Below are 20,611 nucleotides of genomic sequence, written 5' to 3' on the forward strand. Positions count from 1 at the left end.
CGAATCGCCTAACGAGGCACGTTGCCGCTCCGGTCACCCGTCGGGAACGGCCGCCCATCCTCGGCAGCCAGCTCAAGCACATGAATCTCCCCCGTGGTGCCGTCGACCTCGACCAGCGCTGCGGGCGGTAGAAACCGGGTAGCCCCTTGGGCGTCGACCACACAGGGGAATCCGAACTCGCGCGCGACCACCGCGGCATGCGACATCGGGCCGCCGAGCTCGGTCACCACGGCGGCGGCGTAGCAGAAGGCGGCGGTGTAGCCGACATCGGTCACCTCGGCGACCAGAATCTCGCCGGGTTGCAGGTCGTCGATGGTCTCCGGGCGCACGATCCGAACCCGGCCGCGGACCCGTCCACCGCAGACGCCGACTCCGTGGAGGGTGTCCCCGGCCACCAGCGCCACCGACGCCGTGGCCGACGGCTCCCAGCTGCCGCTGAACACGGCGGGCGGAACGACGGCGGCCAATCTGCGTTGTTCGGCTCGGCGCCGGGCCACCAGCGCAGAAACGTCGGCCGGCAGCGCGTCGAGTTCGTCGACCAACAGGTAAAACACGTCGTCCGGCGTGCCGAGGACGCCGGACTCGGTCAGCCGGCGCCCGTACTCACGCAGCAGAGAACGCAGCACCCAGATGGCGCGCACCATCTTGTCGCGGCGGACTTCCCGGTCCCGGAGTTGGCGCGCCGCCAGCAACGCAACGGGCTTGGCCCGCAACGGAATCACCGGCGTCGGTGGCTGCGGCGTAGGCACGGCGCTCAACGTCTTGGCCACCATCCGCACCAGCAACTCGGGGTTGTCGGCATAGCTGGTCGATGCCATCTCGACCTCGGCCGGGCCACGGTGCCCGATCAACGCCAGCTCGGCCAGCACCGCGGAATGAAACTCCGGTGCCTCAACCGCCAGCTTGTCGAGGCGCTCCCCCGGCTCGGCCAGCAGCCGAGACACGGCCGGGTCGCGCCGCGCCGCGGCCACCAGCCGCTGCACCGCCTCCACCGATCGCGCGCTGACCAGTTCCGGCCCGACCGCCGGCGCGGTGTCTCGGCCGCACAAGCCACGCAGCAACACGTTGAACGCGGCGCACAGCATGAATGACCCGGATGCCAAAACCCAGCCGTGCACGACGTGGTCGCGCGCCAACCCGATCAGGCTCAGCAATCGGCGATCGTCCAGCGCTGTGCGGTCGTCTCCGGCCAGACGCTCCAGGCGATCGACATCGGCGACGTAGGCGTTGGTGTCACGGGGTGAGCCGGCGGACAAACCCACCAGGTTGACGCCGAACACCCCGATATTGCGCAGGGTGCGCAACTGCTTGCCAGCGCGGCTGGGTTCCGACGGCGGACGCTCCTCGCCAAAGATGGGCAGCGAAGCCATGCTGGGTCCGAAGAACCCGCTATTGCCGACGATGGTCGCAGGCTTGGCGAACGGCACGGTTTCCGCCATGAAATGCGCCGACGTGATGGCCCCATAGAGCCGGTGGGCGAACACCGCGACGGTCCGCATGGCGATCTCCCGCTGGATTACCCCACCGGGCCGCAGCCGTTCGGCGATTCCCACCCCGCCCGCACGCAGGCCGCGCACGGTCACCGATGCCGACGACGGCGAGAAGGGGCCGGGCAGCGCCTCCGACAAGTTGGTGGCCAGATACGTCGGGAATCGCGGGTCGATCGGAGTGTCGAACTCGCCGTTAACCCCTTCTGGGCCAGCCGGTCTGGGTAGCACTCCGTCTTGTGCCGGGGAGTCGGCCGCGGGGAGATCTTGGATATTGGCCAGCCGCCAGGGCAGCGAAATCACACGCTTACCCAGGGACACTCGGCCGCGCACCGCCAGCGTGAAGTCTTCTAGGCATTCGTCGGCGTTCCAGGCCGGCTGGAATCCCCACTCGTCGCGCAGCTGCGTGACGTCCATCAGCGGCGCGGACTGCACAAGTTCGAATTCGGCGAACGACGCAACCCGCCGCCGCAGCGCTCCCGCACCCATCGACACCATGGGCCGCCCGAGTGCGGCGGCGATCTGACGCAACGTCAGCTCCCCCGGAGCAGCGAGATTAATTGGGCCGCTATCGATTCCGGTATCCAGGATCGCACGGACCAATAGCCGAAGCGCATCGTCGGTGTGCACGACCTGTATCGCGCGATCAGCTGATCCGGCGGGGAACACCGGCTGAGCAAACAATCGGCGCACCCAGTTGTCGACGTTTCGGCCGACCATGAGCGCGCTGCGGATACCGACCCATTCCACCCCGGAGTTCACCAGCAGCTCTTCGAGGCGGGCTTCATGTCGGCCGTCGCTGGACGGCGGGGTGGACGTTGACACGATGCGCCGGGTTCCGGTCTTGGCCATCGCGTTGAGGACATTGGCGGTGCCGCCGATGTTGACATCGTCGTCTCGGCCGCGCGCCCACGCGCAGTGCGCGACGACGTCCGCGCCCGCTATGGCACGCTCAACCGCGGCGCCGTCCCGGATATCGGCGGCGACGAAATCAGCTGAACTCGGCCAGCTTTCCGGTCGATGGCGGGCGATTCCGGCGACCTCATGACCCTGGCTTAGCAACCTGGCGACGACGCCGCGGCCAAGAACTCCGCTGGCCCCGGTGACCGCGATTCTCACTGAGCTCGCCCTACTCGTCGTCGTCCATGAACGCCGCGTTGACCAGGTCATCGAGGTCCATGGCCGCGATGTCTTTTTCGGTGGTCGGCGCCTCGGCCTGAGCCGGACCGCTGCCATCGGTTTCGTTTGCCAACGCGAGCAACAGGTCCAGCACTCCCGCCTGCCGCAGGCGCCTGACCGGAATGGATGCCACCACGCGCCGGATTTCGGCTTCCCCGGACGCAGCGGCCGGGGCGTCCTGCGGTGAGGAGCCAAGCAGCTCTCGATGCATGTAGCCGGCCAGCGCCGCGGAGTTGGGATAGTCGAAGATGAGAGTTGGCGAAAGGGCCAGGCCGGTAGCGGATTTGAGCCGGTTGCGCATTTCGACCGCGGTCAACGAGTCGAAGCCCAGCTCCTGGAACGCCCGATCCGGGTCGATCGCTTGCGCGCTGGTGTTGCCCAACACGGTGGCAATGTGGGAGCGCACCAGGTCCAGCAGGATGGCGTGCTGCTCGTCTTCCGGGAGCCCTTCGAGACGTTGCAGCAACACAGATTTCGACTTCGCCGCGGCTAGTGAGTCGTCCACCTGGCGCCGTGTCGGCGCGTTGATCAGGTCGACGAACATCGGTGGCAACGTGCCCCCGTCGAACTTGACCTTCAACGCCGCGAAGTCGATATGGGCGGGCAGCATGAACGGCTCGTCGACGATCATTGCGGTGTCGAGCAGTTGCAGGGCGTCGTCGGACGGCATCGCCACAATGCCGTCGCGGGCGAAGCGTTTGAGGTCCACCGTCGCCAAGCCGCCGGTCATGGCGCTGGCCTGGTCCCACAGACCCCAGCCCAGTGAGATGGCGGCCAGTCCGTGCGCCTGCCGGTGTACCGCCAGCGCGTCCAGGAATGAGTTGCCGGCCGCGTAGTTGGCCTGTCCCGACGACCCCACCAGCCCGGCCATCGACGAAAACATGACGAACGCCGAGACGTCCAGGTCGCGGGTCAGCTCGTGCAGGTTCCACGCCGCATCAACCTTGGCTCGTAGCACCGCTTCCATGCGCTCCCGCGTCAGTGAGGTCACCACCGCGTCGTCGAGTGCGCCGGCGGTGTGGAGCACGGCCGACAACGGGTGCTGCACTCCGATATCGGCGATCACCTTGGCCAGCGCGGGTCGATCGGCCGCGTCACAGGCCACCACCTGCACCTGCGCACCGGCGGCACCCAACTCGGCCACCAGCTCCGCGGCCCCCGGCGCATCCGGGCCACGTCGGCTCACCAACACCAGCTGGCGCACCCCATGGCGAGTCACGACATGACGCGCCAACGCCGAACCCGCCATGCCGGTGCCACCGGTGATCAACACGGTGCCCGCCGCCCACGCATCCGGCATCGTCATCACGACCTTGCCAATGTGACGCGCCTGACTCAGATAGCGCAACGCCGCAGGCGCCCGCCGCACATCAAACGTCGTCACCGGCAACGGCCGCAGCGCGTCATCGCCGAACAGCGCCGCCAGCTCGGCGAGGATCTGCTGAATGCGTTCCGGCCCCGCCTCAAACAGGTCAAAGGCGCGGTAGCGCACACCGGCGTGCCGCTCGGCAACCTCGCCGGGGTCGCGGATGTCGGTCTTGCCCATCTCTAGGAAGATCCCGCCCGGCGCCACCAGACGCAGTGAAGCGTCCACGAAATCACCGGCCAGCGAGTCCAACACCACATCCATGCCGTGGCCGCCGGTGACCGCCCGGAACTTGTCCTCGAACTCAAGACTGCGCGAATCGGAGATATGGTCGTCGTCAAAGCCCATGGCCCGCAAGGTGTCCCACTTACCCTTGCTGGCGGTGGCGAACACCTCCAACCCAAGATGCCGGGCCAGCTGCACCGCCGCCATCCCCACCCCACCGGCGGCGGCATGGATCAATACCCGCTGTCCCGGCTTAACCGCAGCCAGATCCGTCAGCGCGTAGTAGGCCGTGGCGAAGACCACCGAAGTGGTGGCAGCCGCGGTGTACGACCATCCCGTCGGCACCTTGACCAGCAGGCGCTGGTCGGTGGTGGCGACGGTCCCGGTTCCCTCCGGGAACAGGCCCATCACCCGGTCGCCAACCGCGAAACCGCAATCCTCCGTGGCTGTTTCGAGTACAACGCCGGACGCCTCCACACCCATGACGGCATCCGGGTCCGGGTAGAGACCTAGCGCGATCATGACGTCCCGGAAATTGGCCGCGATGGCGGACAATCCCACTCGGACCTGCCCGGGCGCCAGCGGCGCGTCGGCGTCGGGAATCGGTTCCAGCCGCAGATTCTCGAAGGTGCCAGCGGCAGTCATCCCCAGCCGCCACGGCCCGTCACCCGGCGGCACCAGCAGTCCGCTCACCGCACGGCTGCCGTGCACCCGGGCAGTGTAGACCTGATTATTGCGCCACAACACCTGCGGCTCACCGGCAGCCAGCACCGACGCTACGGCCCGATCATCAAGGGCCACATCGGTATCGACCAGCACGATCCGGCCAGGATGCTCGGTCTGCGCCGACCGCACCAACCCCCACACGGCCGCACCCGCCAAATCGGTGACATCCTCGCCCGGCAATGCCACCGCACCTCGGGTCGTCACGACCAAGACCCCTGACCCGTCGCGGGCTAGCCACGACTGCAACACGTCCAGCATCGAACTGGTCGCCGCATACACCCCCGCCACGACGTCACCGGCCACGGGCGCGGACTCGAACACCACCGTCGACAACTCATCCGTTGTCCCCCAGGCGCACACCGGTACCGGCTCTACCTCGGCCGACGGCTGTGCCGACCAGTTGACCTCGAACAGTCGGTCCGGCCCCGACCCGGACACCGCCGCGCGCAACTGCCGATCGGTCACGGGCCGGGCCAGCATGGAGGCCACCGACAGCACCGGCAAGCCCAATCCATCGGCCAACTCGATCGACACCGCCGACGGACCAACCGGCGCGATGCGCGCCCGCACCGCCGGCGCACCCGCGGCATGCAACGACACGCCCTGCCAGGAGAACGGCACCAACACCGAGCCTTGGTCCAACTCAGCGCTTTCGGTGCCCAAGATCACGGCATGGAGGGCGGCGTCCAGCATCACCGGATGAACCCCGAAGCCCGCGACCGACACCCCGGCATCCGCCGGCAACGCCACCTCGGCGAACATCTCATCGCCTCGGCGCCACATCGCGGTCAGTCCCCTAAACGCCGGGCCGTATCCGTACCCGCGCTCGGCCAACCGCTGGTAGCCGTCCGCCACCTCGACCGGGATGGCACCCACCGGCGGCCACACCGACAAGTCTGCGGTCGGTTCCGCCGACCCGGGACTCAGCGCGCCCTCGGCGTGCAACAGCCAACCCGAGCCGACGTCACCATGCGAGTACACCGACACCCCGCGCACGCCAGACTCGTCTGGACCACTCACGACCACCTGCACCGCCACCGAGCCCGACTTCGGCAGGACCAGCGGCGCCGCCAAAGTCAGCTCGTCGAGCACTCCGCAGCCCACTTCGTCTCCAGCACGGATGGCCAACTCGACAAAGCCCGCTCCCGGGAAGATCGCCACACCGCCCACGGTGTGGTCGGTCAACCAGCCCTGCACACTGGGCGACAGCCGACCCGTCAGCACCACCCCGCCGGAGGCGGGCAGTTCCACCACCGCGCCCAGCAGCGCGTGCTCACTGGCCGCCAGCCCCAAGCCGGCGGCGTCGGCCGCAACGCCGTCGCTGGACAGCCAGAACCGCCGCCGCTCAAACGCATACGTCGGTAGCTCGACAAAGTTCGCCTCGCCCGTCACCGCGCGCCAATCCACGTCCATACCGGCGACAAACCCTTGCGCGACGGCGGTGGTCAGCGTCACCGGCTCGGGGCGATCCTTGCGCAGCGCGGCCATCGTCAGTACCGGGACGTCCGGCAACGACTCTTCGATCGACGCCGTCAGGCCGCTGCTGGGGCCCACTTCAAAGAAGCGGCTAGCGCCGGCCGCTTGCCCGAAGCGCACGCTGTCGGCGAACCGCACCGCCTGCCGGACATGACTCGTCCAATAGGCCGCGGATCCGAAATCGTCGCCCGCCCGCTGCCCGGTTACGTTGGAGATGATCGGGATGACGGGCTGGCCGATGGCGAGTCCGGCAGCGACGGTTCCGAATTCGTCGATCATCGGATCCATCAACGACGAGTGGAAGGCGTGGGAAACCGCCAGTTGGTGGACTCGGCGGCCGTCGGCGCGGAGTTTGTCCGCCACCGCAGCCACGGCATTGTGCGCGCCAGAAATCACCACTGACGCCGGACCGTTAACGGCCGCGATATCAACCTCGGTACCCAGCAGAGGCCGCACTTCTTCTTCGGCGGCCGCCACGGCGAACATCGCCCCACCGACCGGGAGCGCCTGCATGAACCGGCCGCGGGCAGCCACCAGGACGGCAGCGTTCTCCAACGAGAGGACACCGGCGACATGCGCTGCCGTCAACTCGCCAACCGAGTGACCCATTACGAAATCGGGTCGTACGCCCCAGGATTCCAACAATCGGAATAGGGCGACTTCCACCGCGAACAATGCGGGTTGCGCGAATTCGGTGGTGTTCAACAGGTTTTCGTCGTGACCCCACATCACTTCGCGTAGTGGGCGCAGCAGGTGCCGGTCCAGTTCGCCCACCACGGTGTTGAATGCCTCGGCGAACACCGGGTATCCGGTGTGCAGTCCCAGTCCCATGCCCAGTGATTGGGAGCCTTGGCCGGGGAAGACGAACACCGTCTTGCCCGCGGGCTGGGCAACACCGCGAACCACCGAACCACCCAGCACCGGAGAATCTGGGCCGGCCAACTCCGCCAACCCAGCCAACAACCCATCCCGATCGGCCCCGACAACCACCGCCCGATGCTCAAAACTCGAACGACCCGCCAACGACCACCCCACATCGGCAACATCAAGCCCGCCATGGCCACCCACATGCTCAGCCAATCGCGCCGCGGCCACCCCCAACGCCGCCAACGACTTCGCCGAAACCACCCACGGCACCACCGGCGGCCGCACCCCAACCTCCCGCACCGCCGGCGCCGGGACAGCCTCCACAATCACATGCGCATTGGTGCCACTAATCCCAAACGACGACACCCCCGCCCGACGAACACCCTCGGCCGGCCAAGCCCGCGGCTGCGTCAACAACGACACCGCCCCCGCCGACCAATCCACATGCGGACTCGGCTCATCCACATGCAACGTCGCCGGCAACACCTCATGACGCATCGCCAACACCATCTTGATCACACCCGCCACCCCCGCAGCGGCCTGGGTATGACCCATATTCGACTTAATCGACCCCAACCACAGCGGCTCGGCTCGATCCTGCCCATAGGTGGCCAACAACGCCTGCGCCTCAATCGGATCACCCAACGTGGTCCCGGTCCCATGACCCTCAACCACATCAACATCGGCCGCCGTCAACCCCGCATTGGCCAACGCCGCGCGCACCACCCGCTGCTGCGACGGACCATTCGGCGCGGTCAACCCATTGGAAGCACCATCCTGATTGACCGCCGTCCCCCGCACCACCGCCAACACCGGATGACCCAACCGCTGCGCATCCGAAAGCCGCTCCACCACCAACATCCCGCCGCCCTCGGAGAATCCGGTGCCGTCGGCCGCCCCGGCGTAGGCCTTGCACCGCCCGTCCGGGGACAATCCGCGCCAGCGGCTGAATTCCACGAAAATGTCGGGCGTCGCGTTGATGGTGACGCCGCCGGCCAACGCCAAGTCGCACTCGCCCGACCGCAGCGACTGCACCGCCATATGCAATGCCACCAGCGACGACGAACACGCCGTATCCACCGACACCGCCGGGCCCTCCAACCCCAGCACATAGGCCACCCGGCCCGACGCCACGCTGGACAGCTGGCCGGTCAGGCGGAATCCTTCTATCGGCTCGGCGGAGAACATGCCGTAGCCCTGCGTCATTACCCCGGCGAACACACCGGTGGCGCTGCCCCGCAACCCATTCGGATCAATCCCGGCCCGCTCCAACGCCTCCCACGAGAGTTCAAGGAACATCCGTTGTTGCGGATCCATAGCCAAGGCCTCACTCGGTCCCACCCCGAAGAAGGCAGGGTCGAAATCACCGACACCGTCGACGAAGCCGCCGGTGCGGGTGTAGCAGGCGCCCGGGACGTCGGGATCCGGGTTGAACAATCCGGCCAGGTCCCAGCCGCGGTCGGCCGGGAACTCGGAGAGCACGTCGCGGCCCTGAATCAACATCTGCCACATGTCGTCCGGAGAATCCACCGCCCCGGGATAACGGCAAGACATGCCGACGATCGCGATCGGGTCGTCAGCCGTCGCGCGCGCCACGGGTACTTGTGTGGCTTCTTGTGGGACGCCGGCAAGTTCGGCGCGGATATAGGAGGCCAGACCGTTGGGCGTCGGGTAGTCGAAGATGAGCGTGGGTGAGAGCGAAAGACCGGTAGCGGATTTGAGCCGGTTGCGCATCTCGACCGCGGTCAACGAGTCAAATCCCAAGTCCTGGAATGCCTTGTCCGGGTCAATGCCCTCGGGCGTGATGTTGCCTAGCACCGTGGCGATGTGGGAGCGAACCAGGTCCAACACAACGGCGTGCTGCCCCGGTTCGGGCAGTCCGTGCAGACGCTGCGCGAGCGCCGATTTCGACTTCGCGGCGGCCAGCGAATCGTCAACCTGACGCCGTGTCGGCGCGCTGACCAGATCGGTGAACATGGACGGCACCGCGGCCGCATGTGCCCGCAGCGCGGTCAGGTCGATACGGGCAGGCGCGAGGAATGGCTGGTCGACAATCATTGCGGTGTCGAACAACTCCAGTGCCTCAGCCGTGGACAGCGCCAAGATCCCTTCGCGACCCAGCCGGGCCAGGTCTGCGGCGTCCAGGCCACCGGTCATGGCGCTGGCTTGATCCCACAGGCCCCACCCCAGCGACATTGCCGGCAACCCGTGAGCCCGCCGATGCACAGCCAACCCATCGAGGAAGCAGTTCGCCGCCCCGTAATTGCCCTGGCCCGACGACCCGACGATCCCGGCCATCGACGAGAACATGACAAAAGCAGACACATTCAGGTCACGGGTCAACTCGTGCAGGTGCCACGCCGCGTCCACCTTGGCCCGCAACACCACATCAACCCGATCCGGTGTCAACGACGAAATCAAGGCATCGTCAAGCACTCCGGCCGCATGAATCACGCCCGACAGCGGATGCTGCACTCCGATGTCGGCGATGACCTTGGCCAGCGCCGCGCGATCGGCCGCGTCACAAGCCACTACCTGCACCTGCGCACCGGCGGCACCCAACTCGGCCACCAACTCCGCGGCCCCCGGCGCATCCGGGCCACGTCGGCTCACCAACACCAGCTGGCGCACCCCATGACGAGTCACAACATGACGCGCCAACGCCGAACCCGCCATGCCGGTGCCACCGGTGATCAACACGGTTCCCGCACCCAGCGCACCACCCGGCCCAAATGGCACGGTCATGACGACCTTGCCGACGTGACGTGCCTGACTCAGATACCGCAACGCCGCCGGCGCCCGCCGTACATCAAACGTCGTCACCGGCAGCGGCCGCAGCACGCCGGCGTCGAAGAGTTCGGCGAGTTCGAGCATGTATTGATGCATGCGGGGGCGGCCGGGTTCGAACAGATCGAAGGCCCGGTAGCGCACACCCGGGTACTGCTGGGCGATCACACCGGGGTCACGGATGTCGGTCTTGCCCATCTCCAAGAACGCACCACCGGGTGCGACCAGACGCAGTGAAGCGTCCACGAATTCACCGGCCAGCGAGTCCAGCACCACATCCATGCCGTGGCCGCCGGTGACCGCCCGAAACTTGTCCTCGAACTCAAGACTGCGTGAATCGGAGATATGGTCGTCGTCAAAGCCCATGGCCCGCAAGGTGTCCCACTTACCCTTGCTGGCGGTGGCGAACACCTCCAACCCAAGATGCCGGGCCAGCTGCACCGCCGCCATCCCCACCCCACCGGTGGCGGCATGCACCAGCACCCGCTGTCCCGGCGTTACGTTGGCCAGGTGCACGAACGCGTAGTACGCGGTGGTGAAGACGGCTGATATTGCGGCGGCTTCCGCGTACGACCAGTCGGCGGGCATGGGAAGCAGCAGGCGGACGTCGCCGGCGACCAGCGTGCCGCTGCCGTCCGGAAAGAATCCGAACACCGAGTCACCGACCGCGAATTCGTTGACTCCCGGGCCGACCTCGACGATCACGCCGGCGCCCTCGCCACCGAGCAACGCATCGTGGGTGAACATGCCCAGGGTGATCATGATGTCGCGGAAGTTCGCGGCGATGGCACGGATGGCCACCCGAACCTGGCCGGGCCCCAACGGTGCATCGGCGTTGGGAACCGGCTCTAGCCGCAGATTTTCGAAGGTGCCGGAAGCGCTCAAACCCAACCGCCACGGCCCACCGGCCGGCGGTACCAAGATGCCCTCGGCCGCGCGGCTGCCGTGCACGCGTGCGGTGTACGCCTGTCCGCCCCGCAGCACGACCTGCGGCTCGCCAGCAGCCAGCGCTATCGCGACCGCCGAATCATCAAGCGGAGTATCGGAATCGACCAGCACGATCCGGCCCGGGTGCTCGGTCTGCGCCGACCGCACCAGCCCCCATACCGCCGCGCCGCCCAGGTCGGTGATGTCATCTCCCGCCAACGCCACCGCACCCCGGGTCGCCACCACCAACACGCCCGACTCGTGACCGGTCAGCCAGGACTGCAGCGCAACCAGCGCTTGGTGGGTGCGCTGGTACGTTCCCGTGACCGGATCGTCATCAGCAGCAATGGATTCGAAGACCTGGTGCGGAGTCGTGTCAGCCGCGACCTGAACCCCCGGCGCCGGTGACCAAACCACCTCGAACAGCCGATCCGGGCCCGAGCCGGATACCACGGCGCGCAGCTGCCCTTCGGTCACCGGACGAGCCGCCATCGCGGTGACCGACAGAACCGGCAACCCCAACCCGTCGGCAAGCTCGATCGATACGGTCGACGGACCCACCGGCGCAATCCGTGCGCGCACCGCCGATGCGCCCGACGCATGCAACGACACGCCCTGCCAGGAGAACGGCAACGCAAGTTCGGCATCTTGGTTCGCTACCGCCGCGGCATGCAGCGCGGCGTCCAGGAGCGCCGGATGCACCCCGAACCCGCTGACAGCGCCAGCCGCCTCCGGCAACCTCACCTCGGCGAACAGCTCGTCACCGCGGGCCCACATCGCGGTCAATCCGCGGAATGCCGGACCATACCCGTACCCTCGCGCCGCCAGCCGCTCGTAGCCGTCTGTGACATCGACTGCGACGGCACCCGCGGGCGGCCACACCGACATGTCCACGCTGGGTTCAACGGTGCCGGAGCGCAAGCTGCCTTCGGCATGCAACAGCCAGCCAGAACCGGCTTGGCCGCGGGAAAATATCGATACGCCACGGGAACCGCACTCATCGGCGGCATCGACTACCACCTGCACCGCGACCGACGCCGCCGCCGCCGCAGAACTATCGGCCGGCAGCAACAACGGTGTCCGCAGGGTCAACTCGTCGATCACCGAACAGCCGACTTCGTCGCCGGCGCGGACCGCTAGCTCCACAAAGCCGGTGCCCGGGAATACCACCATTCCCGATACGGCGTGGTCGGCCAACCACCCCTGCGCACCCGGCGACAGCCGGCCGGTCAACGCAACCCCACCCGAGGCCGGCAAATCCACCACCGCGCCCAGCAGTGGGTGCTCGCTGGAGCCTAGCCCCAAACCGGAGGCATCGGCAGCCACACCGTCACCGGACAACCAGAACCGCCGCCGCTCAAAGGCATACGTCGGCAACTCCACATAGCCCGCTTCATCAAGCACGCCACGCCAGTCCACCCCCACACCCGAGACAAATGCAGCGGCAGCCGACAACAGGAACCGTTGCAGTCCGCCGTCCTCGCGACCCAGGGTGGGCACGACGATGGCCGGGGAGTCGCCAACGGAGTCCTCGATACCGGCAATCAACGCCGGGTGCGGACTGGATTCGATGAATGTGCGGTACCCGTGCTCGCATGCCTCGCGCACCGCCCGGTCGAACTGCACCGTCTGCCGGATGTTGCGATACCAGTAGTCGGCATCCAAACCTGCTGTGTCCAAACTGGTTCCGGTGACCGTGGAGAAGAAGACGGTTCGCGTAGAACGCGGCTCGATGCCGGACAGAACGTTGACGAGCTCGCCGCGGATTGCCTCCACCTCGACCGAATGCGACGCATAGTCCACATCGATCCGCCGGGTGCGTAGCTCCTGGTCGGTGCAGAGCCGGATGAGTTCTTCCAGCCCGGCTACCTCACCCGACACCACCACCGCCGCCGGGCCGTTGACTGCGGCGATGCTGATCCGATCAGCAAAGGGCGCCAACAACTCCCGCGCCCGATCGGCGCCGCACGCGATGGACACCATGCCGCCCGGGCCGGCCAGTCCGGTCAGTAACTTGCTGCGCAACGTGACCACCCGTGCGGCGTCTTGCAGAGACAACGCACCGGCAACGTAGGCCGCAGCGATTTCGCCTTGTGAATGGCCGATTACCGCGTCGGGACGTACCCCGACCGACTTCCAGAGTTCGGCCAGGGACACCATCACCGCGAACAACACCGGCTGCACCACGTCCACGCGATCCAGCCCCGGAGCGCCGGGAGCCCCGCGCAGCACATCCGTCAACGACCAGTCGACAAATTCCGAAAACGCCTCGGCACACACGTCGATGTGCCGTGCGAATACCGGTGCGGTGTCCAGTAATTCGATTCCCATGCCCACCCATTGGGAGCCTTGGCCGGGGAAGACGAACACCGTCTTGCCCGCGGGCTGGGCAACACCGCGAACCACCGAACCACCCAGCACCGGAGAATCTGGGCCGGCCAACTCCGCCAACCCAGCCAACAACCCATCCCGATCGGCCCCGACAACCACCGCCCGATGCTCAAAACTCGAACGACCCGCCAACGACCACCCCACATCGGCAACATCAAGCCCGCCATGGCCACCCACATGCTCAGCCAATCGCGCCGCGGCCACCCCCAACGCCGCCAACGACTTCGCCGAAACCACCCACGGCACCACCGGCGGCCGCACCCCAACCTCCCGCACCACCGGCGCCGGGACAGCCTCCACAATCACATGCGCATTGGTGCCACTAATCCCAAACGACGACACCCCCGCCCGACGAACACCCTCGGCCGGCCAAGCCCGCGGCTGCGTCAACAACGACACCGCCCCCGCCGACCAATCCACATGCGGACTCGGCTCATCCACATGCAACGTCGCCGGCAACACCTCATGACGCATCGCCAACACCATCTTGATCACACCCGCCACCCCCGCAGCGGCCTGGGTATGACCCATATTCGACTTAATCGACCCCAACCACAGCGGCTCGGCTCGATCCTGCCCATAGGTGGCCAACAACGCCTGCGCCTCAATCGGATCACCCAACGTGGTCCCGGTCCCATGACCCTCAACCACATCAACATCGGCCGCCGTCAACCCCGCATTGGCCAACGCCGCGCGCACCACCCGCTGCTGCGACGGACCATTCGGCGCGGTCAACCCATTGGAAGCACCATCCTGATTGACCGCCGTCCCCCGCACCACCGCCAACACCGGATGACCCAACCGCTGCGCATCCGAAAGCCGCTCCACCACCAACATCCCGCCGCCCTCGGACCAGCCGACCCCGTCGGCCGCCCCGGCGTAGGCCTTGCACCGCCCGTCCGGCGCCAACCCGCGATGCCGGCTGAATTCCACGAAAACAGTCGGCGTGGCGTTGACGGTCGCGCCGCCGGCCAACGCCAAGTCGCACTCGCCCGACCGCAGCGACTGCACCGCCATATGCAATGCCACCAGCGACGACGAACACGCCGTATCCACCGACACCGCCGGGCCCTCCAACCCCAGCACATAGGCCACCCGGCCCGACGCGACGCTGGAGGTCATCCCGGTCAACCGGTAGCCCTCGATCTCCTCGGCCAACATGCCGTAGCCCTGGACTATGAGTCCGGCGAACACACCGGTGGCGCTCCCCCGCAACCCACCCGGATCAATCCCGGCCCGCTCCAACGCCTCCCACGACAACTCCAGCAACATCCGATGCTGTGGGTCCATCGCCAACGCCTCGCTGGGCGAGATGCCGAAGAAGCCGGGATCGAAATCCGCGACACCCGTTACGAAGCCTCCGGTTCGCGCGTACGACTTGTGGCGCATATCGGGGTCGGGGTCGAACAATCCGGCCAGGTCCCACCCGCGGTCGGTGGGAAACTCTGACATCACATCCCGGCCGTCGGCCACCATCTGCCACAGGCCCTCCGGGGAATCGACCCCACCCGGGAAGCGGCACGACATTCCAACGATCGCGATCGGCTCGCTCGACCGCTCCAGCAGCGCACGGTTGGTGCGCTTCAGGCGTTCAACCTGGACCAGCGCTTTCCGCAGCGCGTCGGTCGCATGCTGGAGTTGATCAACCATGTAGTAAACCTCGCCTAATCTTCGCCTGATATTGGCCGTCATCGACCGCCGGATGCGGCTCTCACCGAGTCACGGAAGTTGCTGCACAAAACGACATCGTCGTGCGGCGCTCCGAGCCAAGTTCGCTGGTGAGTATCGCCAACTCCGCCAGGATTTCAAAACGTCCGGTACTCCCGACTTCTGCACGCCCATCTGCCGGGCACCAGTGCGCCCGTGCAAGGCCTGCCGTCCATGGCGCGACTGTACCCGCCCGTCCGCCCGTGCCGGGTAGGCGCATGTCAATGCGAGTCTAGCGGCGCCGCTAGCGGTACGTCTCAGCGGAACAGCCGGCACGAAGGCAGCGGCTACACCCCCACTCGGCGCCAGCCGTCGGCGGCCGTCGCGGCCCGGATCAGCTCGTCACACAGTAGGCGTAGTTCGGTCGCCCCGGCGCCTTCGTCGAGCGCGGTGGCGACATCCTCGGCCGCACATCGCACCTGGTAGACGCGATCCGATAGGTCGGCTGCTTCGTGGGCCGACAACACGACCGCGTCGACGGGCAGGGCCGGCACCTCACCCCGGGCCATCATGGCCCGCTGCTCGTATGCCCGCTGCCGGCAAGACTGCCGACAGTACTGGCGGCGACGGCCCATTCCGGCGTCGGTCACATCACGACCACACCATCGGCACGGCTGGGGACGGGCGCGACGGGTCACGCCTGCAGACTGTAGTCCGCCGGGGTCCACGATCCCGGTATCATTGATGGTCGCGCCGCGCGCGTCGCGTGCCGGGAACTACACAGCCGGCCGTAACGTTTGCCAAGCGGAACCAATCATCGGTACGGAGCCTTTAACCCAGCCCAGGGCTCACAGGACCTAAGGAGTAGTGCCTATGGCTGATCGCGTCCTGAGGGGCAGTCGCCTCGGAGCCGTAAGTTATGAGACCGACCGCAACCACGACCTCGCACCGCGTCAGATCGCTCGATACCGCACCGAGAACGGCGAGGAGTTCGAGGTCCCGTTTGCGGACGACGCCGAAATCCCCGGCACCTGGCTGTGCCGCAACGGCATGGAAGGCACCCTGATCGAGGGTGACCTGCCCGAGCCGAAGAAGGTCAAGCCGCCGCGTACGCACTGGGACATGCTGCTGGAGCGCCGCTCGATCGAAGAACTCGAGGAGCTGCTCAAGGAGCGCCTAGATCTCATCCGGTCGCGTCGTCGCGGCTGATCCGGAAGCGCTACCCGCGCCCGGCCCGCTACGTGGGGTTGTGGGCGCGAGCGGCGCGAGCGCGCGATAGCCGCCCCTCGAGGCCCCATCGGGTGACTTTCCCCAGCGCCTCGCGAATATTGGACCCGCTCATCTTGGACACACCGAGTTCCCGCTCGGTGAAGGTGATGGGCACCTCGATGACGACAAACCCGTTGCTCACTGTGCGCCAGGTCAGATCGATCTGGAAGCAATAGCCCTTGGAGTCCACACCGTCCAGATCGATCGCTTGGAGCACTTCGCGACGGTACGCGCGGTAGCCAGCGGTGATGTCGTGAACCCCGATACCGAGCGCCAACCGCGAATAGGTGTTGGCCGTCTTGGAAAGAGCCAGCCGCCGCCACGGCCAGTTGCGCACCGTGCCCCCGTCGACATAGCGCGAACCGATCGCGAGATCGGCGCCGGCGTCGACCGCGTCCAGCAGGCGATGCAGCTGTTCGGGCGCGTGGCTACCGTCGGCGTCCATCTCGACTAGCACCGCGTATTCCCGGCTCAACCCCCAGGCGAAACCCGCCAAATACGCCGCGCCCAGGCCGCCCTTGGCGGTGCGGTGCAGCACATGGGTGCGGCCGGGATCGGCCTGTGCCAGCTCGTCGGCGAGCGGACCGGTGCCGTCGGGACTGCTGTCGTCCACGACCAGCACGTGCACGTCGGGGCACGCTTCCTTCAGCCGCCGGTGGATCAGCGGCAGGTTCTCCCGCTCGTTGAAGGTGGGGATGATCACCAGAACGCGCTGGCTGGGACGGTAGCCCGGAGCTGGGGGCGCCGGCTGGCCGGTGGTCATGTAACTCCTCGTTGTCGCCCGAAACCAGACGAGTGTCGGCCGCCCTGTTCGGGCGGGATGGGTTCGCCGTCGTCGGATTCGCTCAGGACCGGCGGACCTGAGCCCTCGGATTCGCCCTCCGACCTGGACCGCCTCGAACGCGGGAACCACCCATTCTGCCGCATGCCCACGAGAATGACCGCTCCGGCCACCCCGACGAGAATCCACTGCACGACTGGGCCCCAGCGAGTCGCCGGAGTCAGCCTCGTCTTGAGGCGAACCTGGCTGTCCAGGTATGCGGGTTCGAAAAAGTCGGTCCGGACCAACTCAGCGCCGTCCGGCGCGATCACCGCGCTGATGCCGGTGGTACCGGCAACCACGACGTACCTGTCATGTTCGACGGCCCGTACCTTGCCGAATGCCAGCTGCTGCTCGCTCATCGCTTTGTTGAAGGTGGCGTTATTGCTGGGTACGGTCAGCAGTTGGGCGCCGGCCAGGACCGACTTCCGTGGGGCACGGTCAAATATCACTTCCCAGCAGGTGGCCACCCCGACCGGTACGCCCGCGATGCGCACCACCCCGGTGCTTTTGCGGGGCACGATATGGCCGGCGCGGTCGGCATAGCCGGAGAGGTGCCGAAACAGCCACGGCATGGGCAAGTACTCCCCGAACGGCTGCACGATTTCCTTGTCGTGGCGGTCGGCCGGTCCGGTGCCCGGATACCAGACGATCACCGTGTTGGTGTACTCCGGGATTTCTTGGAGGCGGCCCGACACGTCAAGCACGGTGCCGACCAGGATCGGGGCGCCGATCGCGTCGGCCGCTTCGGAGATCCGTTGTCCGGCGTCGGGGTTGACGAATGGGTCGATGTCCGACGAGTCCTCCGGCCAGACGACGAATTGGGGTTGCGGGGCGACCCCGGCATGGACGTCGTCGGCCAGCTGGATCGTCTCCCGGACGTGGTTGTCCAGTACCGCCCGACGTTGCGCATTGAACTCAAGACCGAGCCGGGGCACATTGCCCTGGACCACCGCGACCGTGATCGTGGGTTCGCCACCCGATCCCCTACCCGCGTGCCGCACCTGGGGCCAGACGATGATCGCGCCGAACAGAACCAGGCAGATGCACACGCCCGGCAGCACCACGGCCGGCGGCGGCCCGCTCACCTGGCCACCGATTCGCCGCCACGACTTCTCGATCTCCAGCGCGATCGCGGTCAAGCTGCATCCGACGAGCACAACCCCCGTCGACAACAGCGCCACCCCGCCGAGCTGGACCAGCGGCAGCAGTGGGCCTTCGGCTTGACCGAAGGCCACCAATCCCCACGGAAACCCGCCGAACGGGACGATCGACTTCAACCACTCCTGCCCCGCCCACACCACCGCGAACCAGATCGGCCAACCCGGCAGCCGGCGTACCAGCACGGCGAACAAACCGAACAGACCGGGGAACAGTGCGCACGCCGTGGCCAGCGTCAACCAGGGCCCGGGACCCACCAGATTGCCGATCCAGGGCAACAACGGGACGTAGAACGCCAGACCGAACAGGAAGCCGAAACCCAGCCCACCCACCGGGGTCGTCGCACGGTGGGTGAGCACCCACGCCAGCAACGCAAGCGCGACGACCGCCGCCCACCACCAGTTCAGCGGCGGAAAGCTGGCACAAAGCAGCAGGCCGGCCACGACGCTGACCACCAGCCGCGTCAGACGCGGCTGCACCGCGGCCCGTGCGGTGGGCACCCGCGCAACTACCCAGCCGCCCAGCCCGGCCAGGCTCCGGCGTGCCACGACACCCAGCCGGGCGGCCGCGCTCGGCTGGTCGGGCCCCATTTCCGGCTCCGCCGCGGGTTCGAGCTCCGAATCGGCCTCATCGGGCCTCGCCGTCCCGTCGAACCATTCCCTAGCCATGGATGACCGCACCTCGATGCACGGTCTGGTGGCAACGCGGCAAGGCGTCGGTCGGGCCCAGCCGAGGCAACGCAGGTACCCGCGACCGCGGGTCGGTGGACCAGCGCCGGACCGCGTCGCGCGGTGCGTCGACGTCAAAGGCGTCGGCGTCCCACACCGCATAGGAGGCCGGCGCACCAGGCACCAGGGTGCCGGCCCTACCGGCGCGAACGCCGCCAGCCCGCCAGCCGCCGCGCGTTGCCGCAGCGAAGGCTGCCCGCGCCGATACCCCGCTGCCCGGCGTGCGGTGATTGACCGCCGCGCGCACGCTGGCCCAGGGATCGAAGCCGGTGACGGGGGCGTCGGAGCCAAGCGCGAGGGGCACGCCTTGGGATGCTAACAGCGCAAGTGGGTTGAGTTCGCTGCCTCGCTCAACACCGAGGCGGCGAGCGTACATGCCGTTGCCGCCGCCCCACAGCGCATCGAAATTGGGCTGCACGCTCGCGATGACTCCCCAAGCGGCCAGCTTTGCGGCATGCTCCGCGGCGACCATCTCCACGTGTTCGAGACGGTGCCCGCAGCGGGCGACGGCAACCACGCCGAGGTCGTCCACCACCCGTTCGAAGGCGACGACTACGGCCGAGACCGCGGCGTCGCCGATGACGTGGAAACCGGCGGTCACTTCGGCCTCGGTGCATGCCCGCACGTGCGCTTCGATGGCGTCCGGGTCAAGGTGACAGATGCCGATGCAGTCGGGTGCGTCGGCGTATGGCTCATGCAGCCAGGCGGTGCGCGATCCGAGCGCCCCGTCGACGAACAGGTCCCCGGCCAGCCCTCGGGCCCCGGTCTCGTTCACCAGAGCGCGGGCCTGCGCGGGCGTGGTGACCGCTTCACCCCAGTAGCCGATCACCTCGACGCCGTGGTCGATAGCGCGTAGTTGCAGCCAGTCGTCGAGCCCGCCGATTTCGGGCCCGGCGCATTCGTGCACTGCGACGATGCCGGCCGCGGCGATGGCCTGCAGCGCCGCGGCCCGGGCTTCGGCGAGCTGCGCATCGGTCAACAGGTCGCGTGCGGCGGCCCGGGCCAGGTGATGGGCGTCACCGGCCAGCGGCCGCTGGGCCGCAAAACCGGCGGCCGCCGGCAGGTCGGGGAGCAACCGCCGCAGTCCGGAGGAGGCCAGCGCGGAGTGCGCGTCGACCCTGGCTAGGTAGGCGGGCCGGTCACCGAGCACCGCGTCCAGGTCGGCGGTGCTGGGCGCGGTGTTCTCGGGCCACGCCGACTCATCCCAACCGTGACCCCACACCGACTGACCCGGGTGCGCCGCCGCATAGTCGGCAACCAGCTGCAGGCAGTGCGCGCGGGAGCCTGCGAGCCGCAGGTCCAGCCCGCTGATCGTCAGACCGGTCGCAGTCAGGTGGACGTGGCTGTCCACGAATCCCGGCGCCACGAATCGGCCGCCGAGATCCTCCACGTCAGCGTCTGGGAACTGGCTCCGGCCGGCGTCGTCGCTGCCCAGCCAGGCAACGACATCGCCGCGCACCGCCATCGCGGTGGCGTCGGGCTGGCTGGGGCTGTACACCCGGCCGTTGCACAGCAGCTTGGTGGGAATCTGGGTCACACCGCAAAACTACGTGGG

5 protein-coding genes and 1 pseudogene are annotated in these 20,611 nt (G+C 67.7%); 1 reads left to right on the forward strand and 5 read right to left on the reverse strand.

Annotated features, from left to right (window positions below):
• Positions 1 to 8 precede the first annotated feature (8 nt).
• From AADZ55_RS13105 to AADZ55_RS13115, 3 genes are all read right to left on the reverse strand, one after another.
• Positions 9 to 2,606, reverse strand: coding sequence for a sugar epimerase family protein (locus AADZ55_RS13105; RefSeq protein WP_085327615.1), 2,598 nt, complete (start codon positions 2,604 to 2,606; stop codon positions 9 to 11).
• 10 nt (positions 2,607 to 2,616) lie between these two features.
• Complete coding sequence (locus AADZ55_RS13110) at positions 2,617 to 15,081, reverse strand: type I polyketide synthase (RefSeq protein ID WP_341286196.1); 12,465 nt, start codon at positions 15,079 to 15,081, stop codon at positions 2,617 to 2,619.
• Between the two features lie 344 nt (positions 15,082 to 15,425).
• Entirely contained in the window at positions 15,426 to 15,776 is a 351-nt protein-coding gene (locus AADZ55_RS13115) for a hypothetical protein (RefSeq protein WP_119185036.1), read from the reverse strand.
• Positions 15,777 to 15,951: 175 nt separating this feature from the next.
• Here AADZ55_RS13115 and rbpA point away from each other — a divergent pair, with 175 nt between their 5' ends.
• Positions 15,952 to 16,287 carry an RNA polymerase-binding protein RbpA gene (gene rbpA / locus AADZ55_RS13120; protein ID WP_085326422.1) on the forward strand — a complete coding sequence of 112 codons (336 nt, stop codon included), beginning with the start codon at positions 15,952 to 15,954 and terminating at the stop codon, positions 16,285 to 16,287.
• On the opposite strand, the pseudogene lnt reads toward rbpA, so the two are convergent.
• Positions 16,255 to 18,918, reverse strand: a pseudogene (lnt, locus tag AADZ55_RS13125) (apolipoprotein N-acyltransferase). The gene rbpA and the pseudogene lnt sit on opposite strands and share 33 nt — an antisense overlap.
• Positions 18,919 to 18,988: 70 nt before the next feature.
• Entirely contained in the window at positions 18,989 to 20,593 is a 1,605-nt protein-coding gene (locus AADZ55_RS13130; protein WP_085326419.1) for an amidohydrolase, read from the reverse strand.
• Between the last annotated feature and the right edge of the window lie 18 nt (positions 20,594 to 20,611).

This window comes from Mycobacterium decipiens, assembly GCF_963853665.1.
Taxonomy (GTDB): Bacteria; Actinomycetota; Actinomycetes; order Mycobacteriales; family Mycobacteriaceae; genus Mycobacterium; species Mycobacterium decipiens.